The sequence below is a fragment of the Kribbella jejuensis genome, from assembly GCF_006715085.1.
In the GTDB taxonomy this organism is placed as follows: domain Bacteria; phylum Actinomycetota; class Actinomycetes; order Propionibacteriales; family Kribbellaceae; genus Kribbella; species Kribbella jejuensis.
Genome location: NZ_VFMM01000001.1, coordinates 2,240,893 through 2,256,033, shown reverse-complemented (window position 1 = coordinate 2,256,033; position 15,141 = coordinate 2,240,893). Strand labels below are relative to the sequence as shown.

Annotated in this window: 16 protein-coding genes; 10 read left to right on the top strand and 6 right to left on the bottom strand. The window is 68.3% G+C overall.

Annotated elements, in window-relative coordinates; translation table 11 throughout:
* Nucleotides 1-123: 123 nt before the first annotated feature.
* The 4 genes from FB475_RS11045 to FB475_RS11030 are packed head-to-tail and all read left to right on the top strand — an operon-like array spanning nucleotide 124 to nucleotide 5,040.
* Nucleotides 124-1,956, top strand: a complete 1,833-nt coding sequence (locus FB475_RS11045) for a glycoside hydrolase family 127 protein (protein WP_141855016.1) — start codon at nucleotides 124-126, stop codon at nucleotides 1,954-1,956.
* A gap of 2 nt (nucleotides 1,957-1,958) precedes the next feature.
* The gene (locus FB475_RS11040; RefSeq protein WP_141855014.1) at nucleotides 1,959-3,269 is read left to right on the top strand and encodes an extracellular solute-binding protein; all 1,311 of its coding nucleotides are present in this window, start codon (nucleotides 1,959-1,961) and stop codon (nucleotides 3,267-3,269) included.
* Nucleotides 3,266-4,207 (top strand): carbohydrate ABC transporter permease, encoded by a 942-nt coding sequence (locus tag FB475_RS11035; protein WP_141855012.1) that lies wholly within the window; start codon nucleotides 3,266-3,268, stop codon nucleotides 4,205-4,207. The genes FB475_RS11040 and FB475_RS11035 overlap by 4 nt, the downstream gene beginning before the upstream one ends.
* 2 nt (nucleotides 4,208-4,209) lie before the next feature.
* Complete coding sequence (locus FB475_RS11030; RefSeq protein ID WP_141855010.1) at nucleotides 4,210-5,040, top strand: carbohydrate ABC transporter permease; 831 nt, start codon at nucleotides 4,210-4,212, stop codon at nucleotides 5,038-5,040.
* Nucleotides 5,041-5,044: 4 nt separating this feature from the next.
* Here the strand turns inward: FB475_RS11030 and FB475_RS11025 are convergent, their stop codons facing one another.
* Complete coding sequence (locus FB475_RS11025) at nucleotides 5,045-6,253, bottom strand: TerC family protein (protein ID WP_141855008.1); 1,209 nt, start codon at nucleotides 6,251-6,253, stop codon at nucleotides 5,045-5,047.
* A gap of 101 nt (nucleotides 6,254-6,354) precedes the next feature.
* Here FB475_RS11025 and FB475_RS11020 point away from each other — a divergent pair, with 101 nt between their 5' ends.
* Nucleotides 6,355-6,960: a TetR/AcrR family transcriptional regulator gene (locus FB475_RS11020; protein ID WP_141855006.1), complete on the top strand. Its 606-nt coding sequence runs from the start codon at nucleotides 6,355-6,357 to the stop codon at nucleotides 6,958-6,960.
* Nucleotides 6,961-7,028: 68 nt separating this feature from the next.
* Nucleotides 7,029-8,543, top strand: coding sequence for an FAD-dependent monooxygenase (locus FB475_RS11015; RefSeq protein ID WP_141855005.1), 1,515 nt, complete (start codon nucleotides 7,029-7,031; stop codon nucleotides 8,541-8,543).
* Here FB475_RS11015 and FB475_RS11010 read toward each other — a convergent pair.
* Nucleotides 8,510-9,073 carry a helix-turn-helix domain-containing protein gene (locus tag FB475_RS11010; RefSeq protein WP_141855003.1) on the bottom strand — a complete coding sequence of 188 codons (564 nt, stop codon included), beginning with the start codon at nucleotides 9,071-9,073 and terminating at the stop codon, nucleotides 8,510-8,512. The genes FB475_RS11015 and FB475_RS11010 overlap by 34 nt on opposite strands.
* A 38-nt stretch (nucleotides 9,074-9,111) precedes the next feature.
* Between FB475_RS11010 and FB475_RS11005 the strand changes: the two genes are divergently transcribed.
* Complete coding sequence (locus FB475_RS11005; RefSeq protein WP_141855001.1) at nucleotides 9,112-9,633, top strand: GNAT family N-acetyltransferase; 522 nt, start codon at nucleotides 9,112-9,114, stop codon at nucleotides 9,631-9,633.
* On the opposite strand, the gene FB475_RS11000 is transcribed toward FB475_RS11005, so the two are convergent.
* The 3 genes from FB475_RS11000 to FB475_RS10990 all read right to left on the bottom strand — a co-directional run bounded on the left by FB475_RS11000 (nucleotide 9,630) and on the right by FB475_RS10990 (nucleotide 11,771).
* On the bottom strand, nucleotides 9,630-10,226 hold the full coding sequence (locus FB475_RS11000) for a M15 family metallopeptidase (protein WP_141854999.1): 597 nt from the start codon (nucleotides 10,224-10,226) through the stop codon (nucleotides 9,630-9,632). The two genes, FB475_RS11005 and FB475_RS11000, sit on opposite strands and share 4 nt — an antisense overlap.
* A gap of 66 nt (nucleotides 10,227-10,292) precedes the next feature.
* Nucleotides 10,293-10,871: a dihydrofolate reductase family protein gene (locus tag FB475_RS10995; protein WP_141854997.1), complete on the bottom strand. Its 579-nt coding sequence runs from the start codon at nucleotides 10,869-10,871 to the stop codon at nucleotides 10,293-10,295.
* 66 nt (nucleotides 10,872-10,937) lie between these two features.
* Nucleotides 10,938-11,771 (bottom strand): helix-turn-helix domain-containing protein, encoded by an 834-nt coding sequence (locus FB475_RS10990; RefSeq protein WP_141854995.1) that lies wholly within the window; start codon nucleotides 11,769-11,771, stop codon nucleotides 10,938-10,940.
* A gap of 59 nt (nucleotides 11,772-11,830) precedes the next feature.
* Here FB475_RS10990 and FB475_RS10985 point away from each other — a divergent pair, with 59 nt between their 5' ends.
* Together FB475_RS10985 and FB475_RS10980 are read left to right on the top strand one after the other, a co-directional pair.
* Nucleotides 11,831-12,328, top strand: coding sequence for a GNAT family N-acetyltransferase (locus tag FB475_RS10985; protein WP_141854993.1), 498 nt, complete (start codon nucleotides 11,831-11,833; stop codon nucleotides 12,326-12,328).
* A 114-nt stretch (nucleotides 12,329-12,442) separates the two neighbouring features.
* A complete protein-coding gene (locus FB475_RS10980; RefSeq protein ID WP_141854991.1) occupies nucleotides 12,443-13,765 on the top strand; it encodes a hypothetical protein in 1,323 nt (440 codons plus the stop codon).
* A gap of 10 nt (nucleotides 13,766-13,775) precedes the next feature.
* On the opposite strand, the gene FB475_RS10975 is transcribed toward FB475_RS10980, so the two are convergent.
* A complete protein-coding gene (locus FB475_RS10975; protein ID WP_238332083.1) occupies nucleotides 13,776-14,714 on the bottom strand; it encodes a M23 family metallopeptidase in 939 nt (312 codons plus the stop codon).
* 338 nt (nucleotides 14,715-15,052) lie between these two features.
* On the opposite strand from FB475_RS10975, the gene FB475_RS38380 reads away from it, so the two are divergent.
* The gene (locus tag FB475_RS38380; RefSeq protein ID WP_355483003.1) at nucleotides 15,053-15,127 is read left to right on the top strand and encodes a putative leader peptide; all 75 of its coding nucleotides are present in this window, start codon (nucleotides 15,053-15,055) and stop codon (nucleotides 15,125-15,127) included.
* Nucleotides 15,128-15,141 lie beyond the last annotated feature (14 nt).

The window sequence follows — 15,141 nt, the reverse complement described above, 5'->3', positions numbered from 1 at the left end:
AGCTCGGTCGGCTCGGAAGTTGTCCAGGGGCCCGAAGTAGGGCTTGACCTGGAGCTCGCTGGTCCTTACCTTCGTTTAGGAAAACGTGTGCCGTATTTTCCTAAACTCAGGAGACAGCGCCCTATGACCTCTCGCAGCCCGGCCGCCACCACCAAGGGCCGCCGGCACCCCCTCGGACTCGGTCAGGTCAGCATCACCGGCGGTTTCTGGGCCCCCCGGCAGGCGCGGAACGGCGCCGCCGCGATTCCCAGCGGCCAGGACCAGCTGGAGAAGGCCGGCAACCTGCACAACCTCCGGCTCACCGCCGGGATCGGCGAAGGCGAGGCGATCGGCCCGGTGTTCGCCGATTCCGACGTCTACAAGTGGCTCGAGGCTGCCGCCTGGGAGTACGGCCGCAACCCCGACGACGACCTGCTGCGGCGGATCCGCGAGTTGACCGCGGTGGTCGCGGCCGCGCAGCGCGAGGACGGCTACCTCGACTCGGTCGTCCAGCTCCGGTACGGCGACGAGGGCCGCTACCAGCAACTCGTCTGGAGCCACGAGCACTACTGCGCCGGCCACCTGATCCAGGCCGCCGTCGCGACCGTCCGCTGTACCGGTGAGCGCGAGCTGCTCGACGTGGCGATCAAGCTCGCCGACCATCTGTACGCGACCTTCGGCGACGGGAAGACGGTCGACATCGACGGCCATCCGGTGATCGAGATGGCGCTCGTCGAGCTGTACCGGGAAACCGGTACGGAGACGTACCTGGAGCTCGCGAAGTGGTTCGTCGACGCCCGCGGGCACGGGATCATCGAGCGGCACGGGCACGCGCCGGCGTACTTCTCCGACCGCGTCCCGGTCCGCGAGGCGACCACGGTCGAGGGGCACTCGGTCCGTGCGGTCTACCTGGCCGCCGGCGCCGCCGATGTCGCGCTGGAAACCGACGACACCGCGCTGCTCGACGCGCTGAAGGTGCAATTCGACCACATGTGGTCCACCAAGACGTACATCACCGGCGGGCTGGGTGCACGCTGGGAGGGCGAGGCCTTCGGCGACGAGTACGAGTTGCCGGCGGACCGCGCGTACGCCGAAACCTGTGCCGCGATCGGTGGCATCCAATGGGCCTGGCGGATGCTGCTGGCGACCGGTGAGGCGAAGTACGGCGATGCCATCGAGCGGATGCTGTACAACGGCTTCCTGGCCGGGGTCTCGCTGTCCGGAACGGAATACTTCTACGTCAACCCGCTGCAGTTGCGCGGCGCGGCGCACGCCGACAACGGCCGGAGCCCGGCGCACGGGCGGCGCGGCTGGTTCGACTGCGCGTGCTGCCCGCCGAACATCATGCGTACGCTCGCCAGCCTCGACACCTACCTGGCCACGAGCACCGACGACGCGATCCAGCTCCACCAGTACGCCGACGGCGTGATCAAGTCCGGTGACGTGGAGCTGACGGTGGAGACGGCGTACCCGTGGGACGGCACCGTCCACATCACGGCGTCTGCGCCGACCGCTGTCGAACTCCGCATTCCGGGGTGGGCCGACGGTGCGACCGTCAACGGACATCGCGTGGACGCGGGTGGCTATGCCCGAGCGGAGGGGACCGAGATCGAACTGGTCCTGCCGCTGACTCCGCGCGTCGTGGGCGCCGACCCGCGGATCGACGCTGTGCGGGGGTGTGTCGCACTGGAACGCGGTCCGCTGGTGTACGCCGTGGAGCAGGAGGACAACGCGGCGAACGTCGACGACCTGCATCTGTTGCCCGGAGCCCCTATCGCGGAAGCCTCGGAGCTGCTGGACGGCGTGACCGTACTGAGAGCCCAGGGACGTGCCGGAACGGGCCATCGGCCGGGTTGGTCGTTCGTGCCTGAGGCGGGTGACTCCGTCGGCGAGGAGGTCGAGGTGGTGGCGGTGCCGTACTACGCGTGGGCCAACCGGGAGATCGGTGCCATGCGCGTCTGGCTGCCGCGGGTCTAGGGATGCTCACCCGGCGGAAGTTTCTCGGCCTCGGAGCCGCGGTGACCACGGCCGGCTTCGCGTCCAGCTGCAGTTCGGTGCTGCCCGAACCCGACGTCCAGGCGGCGGGTTTCGGGCAGGACGCGACCGGCACCGTGCAGGTCTGGTGCCGGGCGGCGACGCAGAGCGGTCTGACCGACCTGGTGAAGAAGTTCAACGCGTCCCAGGACCGGCTCACCGTCGAGCTGACACCGGTGCTGGACGCGCAGTACGTGACCAAGCTGGCGACCGCGATCCGCGGCCGCAGTGTGCCGGACCTGGTCGACATCGACGACATCAACTCGATGCTGTTCATCTACCGCGACGCGTTCACCGACCTGACCGAACCGCTGGCCGCGCTGGATTTCCGGGACCGGCTCAGTCCGGGTCACCTCCGGCTGGCGACCAAGGACAAGCGCGTGTACGGCGTTCCGTACCTGGCGGACAACTCGATGTTCTGGTTCAACACCGAGCTGTGCGACCGGGCGGACGTCGATCCGGACGAGGCGATCAAGTCCTTCGACAACCTGCTCGCCGCGGCGCGGAAACTCCGCAAACTCGGCGACGACATCTATGCCTGGAGCTTCCCGGCGAACAGTCCGGGTGCGCTCGGGTTCGTGGTCCAGCCGATGGTCTGGGCCGCGGACACGGATCTGATCCAAGGGCCGGTCGGCAGTCAGTCCGGGCACATCGTCGGCAACGACGTCGTCCGGCAGATGCTCGAGCTGCACCGGCAGCTGTGGGTCGAGGGACTCGTGCCGCGGGCGAACTTCTCCGACGACGCCTCGCGATGGGGCAGCGATTTCCGCGCCGGGAAGATCGGAATCTTTCCGTCCAACTACAGCGTGGTCGTTTCCGCCTCGGATCCGGCGTTCCACCGGAAGGTGACGCCCCGGCTGCTGTCCGGGCCCGACGGGGGCTCGGCGTTCTTCGACGGCGGCGACAACATGTGCATCCCGCGCGGTGCGCGCAACGCCTCCGGTGCTTGGGAGTTCGTCCGGTTCGCGCTCGACCTGCCGCAGCAGATCGATCTGCCGGCCGGCGGTTACACGCCGGTCCGGTCGGACGCGCGGACCGCGGAGTTTGCGAAGAAATACCCATTGGCGACGCTGCCGCTGGAGCAGATTCAGCACGGGTACGCGCCGACAACGCTGTCCTACAACCTCCTCTACAACCAGCCGGACGGGCCGTGGCTGCAGATGTTCCGCCGCGCAGTGTTCGACGGCGAGCTGGAGGCCGCCATGAAGGAAGCCCAACAGAACTACGACCGCATTCTCCGCCAGGGGCAGGCATGAGTACCGGCCTCGAAGTGCGGACCCGGCTCGCGAAGAACGCCGGGTCCCCGCCGCGCCGGATCGGCCGCGGCTCGCTCACGCACCCCTCCCGGACCGGGCTGCTGCTGGTCACGCCCGCCGTACTGTTCGTCGGCGTCTTCGTCCTGGTGCCGCTGGTGTTCGCGCTGGTGATCTCGCTGACGAACTGGCCGTTGATCGGCACGGTGAAGTTCAGCGGGCTGAAGAACTACACCGCGATCGTCTCCGACGCGGCGTTCGCCAAGTCCGTCCTCTACACGCTGCTCTACACGGTCATCGTGACCGGGCCGATCCTGGTGCTCGGCTACGCGCTCGCGGTGCTGGTCCGGCGGAAACGCCGGGGGTCGACGATGTTGCGGACGGTGTTCTTCCTGCCGTTCGTGGTCGGGCTGTCCACGCTGAGCTTCGTCACGGTCCTGGAGGCGCAACCGGACAGCGGAATCATCAACATCGTCCTCAAGGCCCTCGGCATCACCGACGGCTCGACCGCCTGGCTGGTGAGCGGGCCGCTCGCCACCGGACTGATCTGCGTCCTCGTCGTGTGGGCGGTCAGCGGGCTGACGATGATGCTGCTGATGGCCGGTATGCAGGCCATCCCGCGGGAGTTCTACGAATCCGCCGAGCTGGACGGGGCCGGCTGGTGGAAGCAGGAACGCGAGATCACCATCCCGATCCTGCGCCGGACGATCGCGATGGCGGTGATCATCTCGGTCATCGGTTCGCTGCTCGCGTTCTCGCAGTTCTACATCCTCACCCGCGGCGGCCCCGGGACGGACACCACGACGGTCGTCCAGTACATCTACAACCGTGCGTTCGTCCAGCTGCAGCTCGGCGCCGCGACCGCGCTGTCGATCGTGCTGGTGATCGTGGTCGGCCTGGTCACCGCGGCCCAGTTCCGCCTGCTCCGGGAGAAGGACTGACGATGCGACTCAAGAACACGTTTTACCTGATCGGTGGTGGTGGGGCGTTCCTGGTCTTCGCCGTACCGTTGCTGTGGGCACTGTTCCGGTCGGTGCAGCCGAACGACGTGATCGTCGCGGCGCCGAACGCCTCGACCTTCTTCCACCTCACCTGGGACAACTTCCGGACGCTGATCGAGGGACCCGGGAACCTGATCCGGGCCGTCGGCAACAGTCTGATCGTCGCCTTGAGCACCGCCGTACTGACGACGTTGCTGGCCACCCTTGCCGGCTACGGGTTCGCGCGGTTCCGGTTCCGCACCGGGCCGCTGCTGTTCGCGCTCGTGGTGGTCTCGATGATGATCCCGTTCCAGGCGATCCTGACGCCGCTGTACCTGGAGCTGAACGTCCTGCGGCTGACGGACAGCCCGCTCGGGCTGGTGCTGTTCTACACCACGGTGAACCTGCCGTTCGGCGTCTTCGTGATGCGGAACTCGTTCTCCTCGGTACCCGTGGAGCTCGAGGACTCCGCGCACGTCGACGGCTGCGGGACGTTGCGGATGCTCGGCTCGGTGCTCCGTCCGTTGATCACGCCGGGCGCCGCGACCGTCGCGCTGTACGCGTTCCTCGCGGCGTGGACCGAGTTCCTCGGGGCGCTGACGTTCCTGACCAAGGAGAAGCTGTACACGCTGCCGGTCGCGCTGGTGAACGTACAGGCCGGGGCGTACGGCGAGATCAACTTCGGCTCGCTGGTGGCCGGATCGGTGATCGCGATGATCCCGTGCGTGGTGCTGTACGTCGGCCTGCAGCGGTTCTATGTCTCCGGGCTCGCGTCGGGAGCTGTCAAAGGCTAGGTCCTCAGAGGCTGGGGCGGATCACATGGTCGGCGTGGGCGGTGGCGTGGGCCTCGCCGACCTGGCGGCAGAGGGCCATCAGTTCCTCCTCGTTCAGCACGTGCTGCTTGGCCTTCGGGCCGAGGGCGGTGATGTGGTCGCGGGCCCGCAGTAGCCGCTGGAAGACGCGCTCCCGCTCCGCCGGGTCGTCGGTGTATTCGGGGTCGAGGTACGCCGTGGCGTCCCGGCGGATGTGCGCCATCGCGGTCTGGGTCCGCCCGCGGGTGCTGAACAACGAGGCGAAGATCGTGATCAGCAGGACGACCAGGATCACCGCGAGCGAGAGTCCGGTACTGATCTCGGCGACCTCGACGTGGTCGCCGCCGTTCACGAACGGCAGGTTGTTCTCGTGCAGCGCGTGCAGGATCAGCTTCGCGCCGATGAAGACCAGGATCGCGGCCAGCCCGAACGAGAGGTAGATCAGCCGGTCGAGCAGTCCGTCGAGCAGGAAGAACAGTTGCCGCAGACCGAGCAGGCTGAACGCGGTCGCGGTGAACACGACGTACACGTTCTGGGTCAGGCCGAAGATCGCCGGGATCGAGTCCAGCGCGAACATCAGGTCGGTGGCGCCGATCGCGACCATCACCAGCAACATCGGGGTCAGCATCCGGCGCCCGTCGACCCGGGTCGTCAGCCGGTCGCCGTCGTAGTCCTCCGAGGTGCGGAACAGCCGGCGGGCCAGCCGGACGACCACGTTCTGCGCCTGATGCGACTCCTCGGTCTCCGGCTTGAGCATGTTGCCCGCGGTCAGCAGCAGCGCGATCCCGAACAGGTAGAACACCCAGGAAAACGTGTGCAGCAACGCGGATCCGACGAAGATGAACGCGGCCCGGGCGATCAGGCTGACCACGATTCCGACCAGCAGCACCTTCTGCTGGTTCTCCCGGGGCACCCGGAAGCCGGTCATGATGATCAGGAACACGAACAGGTTGTCGACCGACAGCGCCTTCTCGGTGATGTACCCGGCGAAGTACTCCGAGCCCATCTGGGTCCCGCCGAGGACCAGCGTCCCGAGCCCGAACAGGATCGCGATCCCGACGTACACCGCGGACCAGACCGCGGCCTCGCGCAGCGTCGGCACGTGTGCCGAGCGGACGTGGAAGAAGTAGTCGAACAACAGCAGGCCGGCGATCGCCAGCAGCGTCAGCACCCAGACCAGCGGGGACACCGTCATGTGCTTACCCAACCACGGCCGGCCGCGCGGCCTGCCCACCTGGAGGAAATTTGCCTAAAAGGCATCTTTGCTTTTTAGGCAAGTTCGGCTACGGTCGGGACATGGCCGATGGGTTGCGGGAGCGGAAGAAGCAGGAGACGCGGATCGCGTTGAGCTGGGCGGCGGTCCGGCTCGCCGTCGAGCGCGGGTACGGCAACGTGCGGATCGAGGACATCGCCGCCGAAGCCGGGGTCTCGCTGCGGACGTTCCGCAACTACTTCGACAGCAAGGCGGACGCGATCGCCGCGCGCGAGGTGGATCGCAGCCTGCGGATCGCCGAGGAGCTCCGGGCCCGTCCGGCGGAGGAGCCGTTGTGGGTGGCGATCCGCGCGGCGGTCGAGAAGCACTTCGCCCTCGGCGAGGAGGGCCACGCCGAGCGGCGGCCGCCGGACGACAAGTGGATCGCGGGCATCCGGTTGATGATGACCGAGCCCGCACTACAGGGCGCGATCGTGCGCGCGTACGCCCGGGCCGCCGACGAGCTCGCCGCCGCCGTCGCCGAGCGCACCGGGACGTCCGGGATGTACCCGCGGCTGGTCGCCGAAGTGATCGGCGCCGCCCGGTCGGTCGTGACGGCCGAATGGATGCGGGCCGATCCACCGCGATCGGTCGCCGAGCTGCTCTCGTCGGCACTCGACCAGATCGAAGCCGGGCTGCCGGTCCCCTAACAACCAACCCGATTATTTGCCCCTGGCCCGTCGCCGGGGTGGTCAGTCATGCCCACTTGGAGGGTGTCATGGATACAGATGTCGTCATTGCGGGTGCCGGGCCGAACGGATTGATGCTGGCGAGCGAACTGCGGCTGGCCGGAGTGCGGCCGATCGTGCTCGAGAAGCTCCCGGAACGCAGCACGGTGCCGCGGGCCAACGGTCTGGTCGGCCAGGTCGTGAGGATGCTCGACCGGCGCGGATTGTACGAACGATTGAGCGGTACGCCGGGTGCACCGCAACCCGCACCGGGCTTCGTCTTCGGTGCGATGCCGCTGCAGCTCGATCTACTCGAGGAGAACCCGCTCTACCTGCTGCCGGTTCCGCAGGCACGGATCGAGGAGGTCCTGCAGGAGCGGGCGCTCGAGCTCGGCGCGGAGCTCCGGCGCGGGCACGAGCTGATCGGGTTCACGCAGGACGCGGACGGCGTGACGGTCACACTGTCCGGACCGGACGGCGAGTACCGGCTGCGCACCCGGTACCTGATCGGCGCCGACGGCGGGCACAGCCTGACCCGCAAACTGGCCGGCATCGATTTTCCCGGTGTCACCAACGACTCGACGGTGTCGCGGACCGGAAGCGCCGAGGTGCCGGCGGAGTACGTCCGGGGCGGCCTGCTGCACCTTCCGGGGTACGGCGCGGTGCCGCCGTTCCTGCATCAGCGCACGGAGCGCGGCATGTTCGTCTGGGCGCCGTTCCCGGGCCGGCTGCCTGCCGTGAGTACGGTCGAGTGGGACGTGCCGCCGGACGGCGAGATGACGTTCCAGGAGCTGCAGGACAGTGTCGACCGGGTGCTCGGGGTGCACCTTCCGTTGGCCGAGCCAACGGGTGACGGCGTCCGGCAGCTCCGGCGACTTGTCGGCGGAAACAGCCGGCTGGCTTCGAGTTTCCGTTCCGGACGCGTGCTGCTGGTCGGCGACGCCGCGCACGTGCATTCCGCGATCGGCGGCCAGGGTCTCAACCTCGGGCTGCAGGACGCGGTCAACCTGGCGTGGAAGGTGGCGGCCGAGGTGCAGGGCTGGGCGCCGCCGGGGCTGCTCGACACATACGAGGCCGAGCGCCGGCCGGTCGCCGAACGGGTGCTGATGCACACCCAGGCGCAGTCCGCATTGATTGCTCCGGGCAACGACGTGACCGCGCTGCGGCAATTGTTCGGCGAGTTTCTGCAGGATTCCGGCAACGTCCAGCGGATCGCGGACCTGATGTCCGGTGCCGACATCCGGTATGCCGCGGGCGCGCATCCACTGGTGGGTCGCTGGGCTCCGGACCTGCTGGTCGACTCCGCGCGGTTGGCTGAGCTGATGCGGTCCGGCCGTCCGTTGCTCGTCGACCTCACCCCTGGCGGTCTGTTCGCCGGGACACCTGTTCCGGAACAAATCGAGGTCGTCACGGGGCGCGGCGAACGGCCGATCGCGTTGCTGATCCGGCCGGACGGGTATGTCGCCTGGGCCGCCGAGCAGGACGGAGCTGCCGAGCGGGACGGGCTGCGGGACGCGCTCGCGCGGTGGTTTCAGGCGCGGCCTTTGACCAGCGCGACCAGGTAGCGGCAGGCCGTCGTACCAGGATTGTGGAACGTTGTCGCCGACGGCGGACCGAGTTGCAGACAGTCGCCGGCGTGGAGTTCGTGGACCTGGGAACCCTCGTGAAAACGGAGGTTTCCGTCGAGGATCCAGAGTTGCTGGTACTTGAAGATGTACGCGTCGGCCGGGTACGAGACCGATGCGCCGGGCGGCAACTCCACCTCCACCAACTCCAGTGGCCCGTCGGTCACCGGGGACACCGCACGGCGGTGGTAGCCGGTGACCGGGTCCGTCCAGACCGGCTGGTCGGCGGCCCGGCGGAGCAGGTCACCGGTGTTCTCCGCCCGGGCGACGAGTTCGGAAAGCGTCATACCGAGCGCGCCGGACAGTTTTCCGAGCAGTACGGCGGTGGGCTGCGCCTCGCCCCGCTCGATCTTGCCGATCATCGCGCGGGACACCCCGGACCGTTCCGCCAGCGCGTTCACGGACAGGTCCTGCGCGACCCGGGCCTGCTGCACCGTAGTGGCCAGGGAGCGAGAAAGATCGTCAATCACGTTGCCACTATAGCGTCAGTTGTGGCTACTATCGTGCCATGGTTCAGATCAGAGACGCCTCGGCCGCGGACGCCGAGGCCTGCGCGGCGATCTACGCGCCTTATGTCACCGGTACGGCGATCACCTTCGAGCTCGAGCCACCGACGGCCGCCGAGATGGCCGAGCGCATCGCGAAGGCGGTCGCCACCCACGCCTGGCTGGTCCTGGAGGACGACGGCCAGGTCGTCGGGTACGCGTACGGCGGCCCGATGAAACCGCGCCCGGCGTACCGCTGGTCCTGTGAGGTCAGCGTCTACGTCAGCCCCACCCATCACCGCACCGGTGCCGGCCGCCGGTTGTACGACGCACTCTTCGAGCGCCTGGTCGCCCGCGGCTACCGCACGGCCGTCGCCGGTGTGACGCTGCCGAACCCGGCCAGCGAAGCCCTGCACAAGTCGCTCGGCTTCGAACCGATCGGCATCTATCGCAACATCGGCTGGAAGCACGACAGCTGGCACGATGTCGCCTGGTCCCAGCGCCCGCTCGCCCAGCTCCCGGATCCGCCGGAGGAACCGCGCTAGCGCGTCGGGTCGATCATCGGCGGGCAGCTGCCGCCGGGTGTGGTGACGAGCTCGAAGTGCCAGATCTCGTTGGTGTACGTGCGGCACAGACCGTAGCGGTTGCCCTTGCGCTCCAGCCAGTGGTCGGCGGCGGCCGGGCCGATGTCGACCGCGTGCCCGGTGACGTGGTGCGACTCGTTCGGCTCGGCGACGTACTCGAGCGCTTTCTTCCGGCTGCCGTACCTCAGGATCGCCTTCTCCAGCAGCTCTTCCTGGTACTTCTTGCTCCGCCATCCGGTGGTGACCTGCATCCGAATGCCGTCCGCCCGCATCGCGGTCTCGGCCTCCTGAACCGCTTTGCGCAGCGCGGGATCGAGCTTCGCGATGCCAGGTAGATCGGTGTCGTACGCGGACGTGTGGTCAGGCAGTACGCCGTCCTCCGCGTTCGGCGGGCCCTTGTGGGTAGGGACTGCTGACGTCGAGGTGGTCTTCGAAGGCGCGCTGTGCGTGGACGGCGGCTCGCTCCGGGCCGCGCCCGTCGTACAAGCGGTCACGGCAAGACCGATGACGACGGCAACCATCGCGAAGCCGGCGAGGATGCGACTGGTGACCATGCCCACCAGTGCATCGGAACCGATGTTGCCCGGCCGTCTCCCGTTTCCTATACATTTTCGATACGGTCAGCGGCGGGTGCGGTAGCGCATGTGCAGCACCCGTTGTCCCTGCAGCACATCAGGATCCTCCAACAGGTGCTGCGCAGCGGTCGATCCGAAGTAGTGTTTTCCGGATCCGAACACGACGGGTACAACGTCCATCCGCACCTCGTCGACCAAGCCCGCGGCGAGCACTTGCCCGCCGACATCACCGGCCGCGACCTCGACGAGACGCTCGCCTGCAAGCTGCTGCGCCTGGGCTATCGCTGCCTCGATGCCATCGACGAAGTGAAACGGCGCCGAGGGATCCCAGCCGTCGGGCGCCGGCCGGTGCGTCACGACGACCACGTGGTCGATCCCGCCGGGAGGCTTCCCGTCCCAACCGTCCGTGATGTCGAAGACATGGCGGCCGACGACTGTCACCCCGATCTGGTCCCAGTACGCCCGCGTGTAGTCGTACGACACCTGAGACACCGTGAGTGCGCCGCTCGCGTCCAACGGGACATCACCGCTGGAGAGCCAGTCGAACAACGGCCCCGGCTGATCGTCCTGATCCGCGATGAAGCCGTCGACCGACACCGAGCTGTACATAACCACCTTGCCCACGGGGCTCTCCTCTACTTCGGGGTTGCCTCAAGTTAGCGGCTCGCGGGCGGGCGTTCTTGTAAGAAATCAATCGGCCGGCAGCGGCCAGCCGTCCAACGCGTTGCCGGGATGTTCGCGCAGGAATCGGCGACGTACTTCGACGTACCGGCTCGGCGTCAGCCCGGTGAAGGCCCGGAACTCGTGGCCGAAATGAGCCTGGTCGAAGTACCCCGCGCCGGCCGCGAGCTCGCCCCAGTCGACCGGTCCGCCCGGGTTGATCGCGAACACGGTTGCGGTGAAGCGGTAGGTGCGGGCGAGCCGCTTCGGCGTGACGCCGATCAGCTCCTTGAACCGCTGCGCGAGATGAGTGCTGCTGACGCCGGCTGCCACACTCAGGTCGCCGATCGCCACCGCCCCGCTGGTCGCCGCGATGAGGCTGCTCGTGTGGCGGACCAGCCCGAGGCCGGTGGTCTCTGACAGCCGTCGTATCAGCTCCGCCTCGAGTAGCGTCAGCATCTCGTGCGGCCGGTCGAGCGTGGCGAGCCGGTCCCGCAGCTCAGCGCTGGCGGCCCGGCCCCACACCTGTTCTATCGTCAACGGCCGGTCACACAGTTCGGCCGCGGGCATCGGCAAGAACGGCGCGAGCCCCCACGGCTTGAGGTGCACTCCGACGGACCGGGTCCGGATCGGGTAGCTGAACTGATACGCCCGGGTCGGCATGGTGACCACGCAACCGTCGGCGTACTCGGCCGTCTCGGTGCCGGTGCGGATGCGGAACGGCGCCCCGAGGTTGACGATGAGTAGCGCCGCCGGCGCGGGCGGCAGCGTCAGCCGGGCGTACGGCGGCGAACCCTCCAAGTAGTAGAGGTCGTCGATCAGCGCGTCCAGTGGTGGTCGCGGCACTCGGAAGACGTACTCCATCCCCACAGCATCGCCGACGCCGCAGACAGTTGGCCCGGTCGGCGGGTGAGGATGGGGAGGTGAGTGCAGAAGACCAGCGGGTGACCGTACGACGGGCTGTCGAGGAGGATGACGCGGCGCTGCTCGCGATCGAACGGGTGGCGTGGGACGCGACGTCCGGGTTCCCGTCGTACAGCGAGACGCTGCAGGACACGTTCTTCACTCGCAGCGGGCCGGACGCGCACCTCGTCGCGGAGTACGACGGGAAGGTGGTCGGATACCTCCGGCTGCAGGACAAGTACCCGTTTCCCGAGGGCGCCGGCGTACTCGCGATCAACGGCCTCGCGGTCGCCCCGAAGGCCCGCCGCCTCGGCGTCGCCAACGCGCTGATGATCGCCACCACCGACGAGGCCCGCCGCCGCGGCGCCCGCAAGATCACCCTGCATGTCCACGGCGTCAACGCCCCGGCCCGCAGCCTGTACGAACGCCACGGCTACGTCGTGGAAGGCATCCACACCGCCGAGTTCGTCATCGAGGGCGCCCCGGTAGACGCCCTCGACATGGCGAAGTTCCTCTGACTGCAACAAGCTGCAGCCATGCTTCTCGGCAGCGCCCGAATGCGCTAACTTGTGCCGACGTACTGGCGGCTGGGGTGGATCGCCAGGCATTCCAATTCCTGGGGGTCACCAGCCATGCGTCAAACAATCGGTGTCGTCGCAGCCGCGGCTTTGCTGCTCGGGGCAACCCAGCTTCCCGCGGCGGCCGCATCCCCCGAGGCGCCGACAGATCTGCAACTCAGCTGGGTCACCGACAACCACAAGGTCAAGATCGCCTGGACCGACGGTGGCGAGGCCAACATAGTGCGCGTCGAGTACCAGGGCGGCGGCGTCAGCAAGCTGGTGACCTGGAGGGCAGACCTGCCCAACGAGTACATCCGATCCGGCGTCGCGCTCGCGGCCGTCGACCGGGTCGTCCGGATCAGTGTGGTGTCCGTGGACGCAGCGGGTGCCGAGAGCGCGCCGGTGGTCTCACCGTGGTTCGACACCATCGGTGCCCCGGTGCCGACCTTCACGGCGGCGACGCCACTCGCGGACGGATCGCTCAAACTCGACTGGTCGCTGAGCGACGTACCTGCCGACACCACCCCTGGCGATCCACTGGACCTGCCGTCCACGAACGAGATCGTCGACGTGGTCATCGACAGCACACCGAGCGCCGCCGGACAGGGGTTCCAGCTGCCGGCAGGCACCACCTCGACGACCTTGCCGCCACATCCGCGCCCATACCCGGTGCGACTCATGACCGAGAACGAATGGAGTCTGAGGGGTGGTTACACGGGCGCATCCAGCGTTGTCTTCAGCGCGATGACCGCCGGACTGACGATGCCGGCCGCCGGGGTCTACGCGGACAGCGTTCAGCTCACGGGCCTCGCCGGCGTGCGCCTCTGCGTGAACCCGACGGTGAACTGTCCGGATCCGTCGAACCCGTTCGTCGCCAACCCGGGCATCCAGATCCAGTTGCAGTCCCGGCCGGACGCCGACCGTCCCTGGAAGACGATCGGCCGGTACACGAGTCAGCAACTGCGGTTCTCGACCAGTTTCCGGGTGTACGGCGGAAGTCAGTACCGCCTCTACGTTCCGGCCTGGTCACACCTCGAGGGCCGCGAGCTGACGGTCGCGCCGGCAATCTCCACGTCGGCGCGGTACACCGCCGTACTGGCCAAGCTCGTCACTGCGGGTTTCAACACTTCGGTCGCACAGGTCGGTCAGCAGGTCACCGCCTCGGTCAGCGTTCAGCCGGCCGGGACGGTGAAGGCCGACCTCCAGTGGTACGACGGCAAGGTCTGGCGCCACGCGGCGTACATCTCGCTGACGAAGGGCAGGGGTGCGTTCGTCTTCAAGGCCGCGGGCCGTGGGACGACGCGGTCGTGGCGGATCGTGGTACCGACGATGACCGTCAACGGTCTGCCGATCCAGCCCACCACGAGCCGCGCGTTCAAGCTGACGGTTCGCTGACGCCTGGGCCTTACGGGTTGAGGCCGTGTTCGCGGAGCCAGGGTTCGGGGTCGATGGGGGCGCCGCCGCCGGGGAGGACCTCGAAGTGGACGTGGGGGCCGGTGGTGTTGCCGGTCATGCCGATGCGGCCGACCATGGTGCCGGCCTGGACCGTGTCGCCGACCGAGACGTCGAACTCGGACATGTGGCTGTACGACGTGACCGTGCCGTCGGCGTGCCGGACCTTCACCTGGCGGCCGTACGCGCCTTCCCAGTCGGCCTGGATGACCTCGCCGGCCATCACCGAGAGGACCGGCGTACCCATCGGGGCCGCGAAGTCGAGGCCGGTGTGGTTGTGCGCCCAGCGCCCGCCGGCCTGGTTGAAGCGGGCGGTCAGGTGGTAACCGGTGGTCGGCAGCACGATCTTCGGCGCGGCGGCCGCTTTCGCGATCGCGGCCTGCTTGGCGATCGCGGCGGCCTTGGCAGCCGCCTCGGCCTTCGCGGCGGCGAGGGCCTTGGCGCTGTCGGCGGCCTTCTTCGCGGCGGCGGCCTTGGTGGCGGCCAGGGCAAGCGCCCGGCGCTGCGTCAGGGTCGCGTTCGCCGCGAGCTTCTCGGCGCGCTGCCGCGCGGCGGTCGCAGCCGCCGCCTTCTGCGCGTCGTCGAGCGATACGTCGATCCGGGACGCGTCCCGGGAGCCGAGATCGCGCCGGTCGACGCGGGCCGCGATCAGCGCGTCGGCCTGGGCAGGGCTCAGGCCGGTGCTGGTGTTCGGGGCGGCAGGCGAGCCGGAGGCGGCCGCGGAGACACCGACGGTGCCGGCGGCGGCTGCCAGCGCGGCGGTCAGACCGATCAGCTGGTTACGGCGGGTGAAGCCGCGACGGGAGAAGCGGTGCTTGGCCACCCCGCGCGAGGCAGCCGGGCGACTGGACGCCTGCCGATCTGCGGTCGGCGCGTCTTGGTGAGTGGGCACGGGAAACCTTCCAGGGAGGGGAATTGCGCCGGTGAGGGGTCCGGCGCTGAATGACCATAACGATCAGATCACGGCGGGCTCAAACAAGGGTTGCGAAAACTTTCACGAAATCGGCCACGCTCCGTGAGTGCGGCTTGGCGCCCAGTCGATGCTCAGGCGTGATCGCGACGGCAAGGAACGGCGCTGAAGACGTGACGCGGATCACCCGAACTTTGGCGCCGAGCAGCCCCTCCGAACCGGTATAAGCCGTCCATATATTGAGAGGTTTGTCGACCCACTTACTATTCTTTCAAGCCGGTCTCATACTGAAATGACACGACCGACGAGAGGGGACGGGCATGACGCGCAAGCCGCCGTACTACCGCCTCCACATCGACCTGCTCCGGGTCTCCAGCGCGCTCTGTCTGCGCTGACCTGAGTCGTCGTA

Coding starts and splice junctions, on each gene's coding strand:
- FB475_RS10980 (WP_141854991.1), top strand. CDS start 12,443: ATGCGTCAAACAATCGGTGTCGTCGCAGCCGCGGCTTTGCTGCTCGGG.
- FB475_RS11040 (WP_141855014.1), top strand. CDS start 1,959: ATGCTCACCCGGCGGAAGTTTCTCGGCCTCGGAGCCGCGGTGACCACG.
- FB475_RS11035 (WP_141855012.1), top strand. CDS start 3,266: ATGAGTACCGGCCTCGAAGTGCGGACCCGGCTCGCGAAGAACGCCGGG.
- FB475_RS11045 (WP_141855016.1), top strand. CDS start 124: ATGACCTCTCGCAGCCCGGCCGCCACCACCAAGGGCCGCCGGCACCCC.
- FB475_RS11030 (WP_141855010.1), top strand. CDS start 4,210: ATGCGACTCAAGAACACGTTTTACCTGATCGGTGGTGGTGGGGCGTTC.
- FB475_RS10990 (WP_141854995.1), bottom strand. CDS start 11,771: ATGGAGTACGTCTTCCGAGTGCCGCGACCACCACTGGACGCGCTGATC.
- FB475_RS11015 (WP_141855005.1), top strand. CDS start 7,029: ATGGATACAGATGTCGTCATTGCGGGTGCCGGGCCGAACGGATTGATG.
- FB475_RS11005 (WP_141855001.1), top strand. CDS start 9,112: ATGGTTCAGATCAGAGACGCCTCGGCCGCGGACGCCGAGGCCTGCGCG.
- FB475_RS11000 (WP_141854999.1), bottom strand. CDS start 10,226: ATGGTCACCAGTCGCATCCTCGCCGGCTTCGCGATGGTTGCCGTCGTC.
- FB475_RS11025 (WP_141855008.1), bottom strand. CDS start 6,253: ATGACGGTGTCCCCGCTGGTCTGGGTGCTGACGCTGCTGGCGATCGCC.
- FB475_RS11020 (WP_141855006.1), top strand. CDS start 6,355: ATGGCCGATGGGTTGCGGGAGCGGAAGAAGCAGGAGACGCGGATCGCG.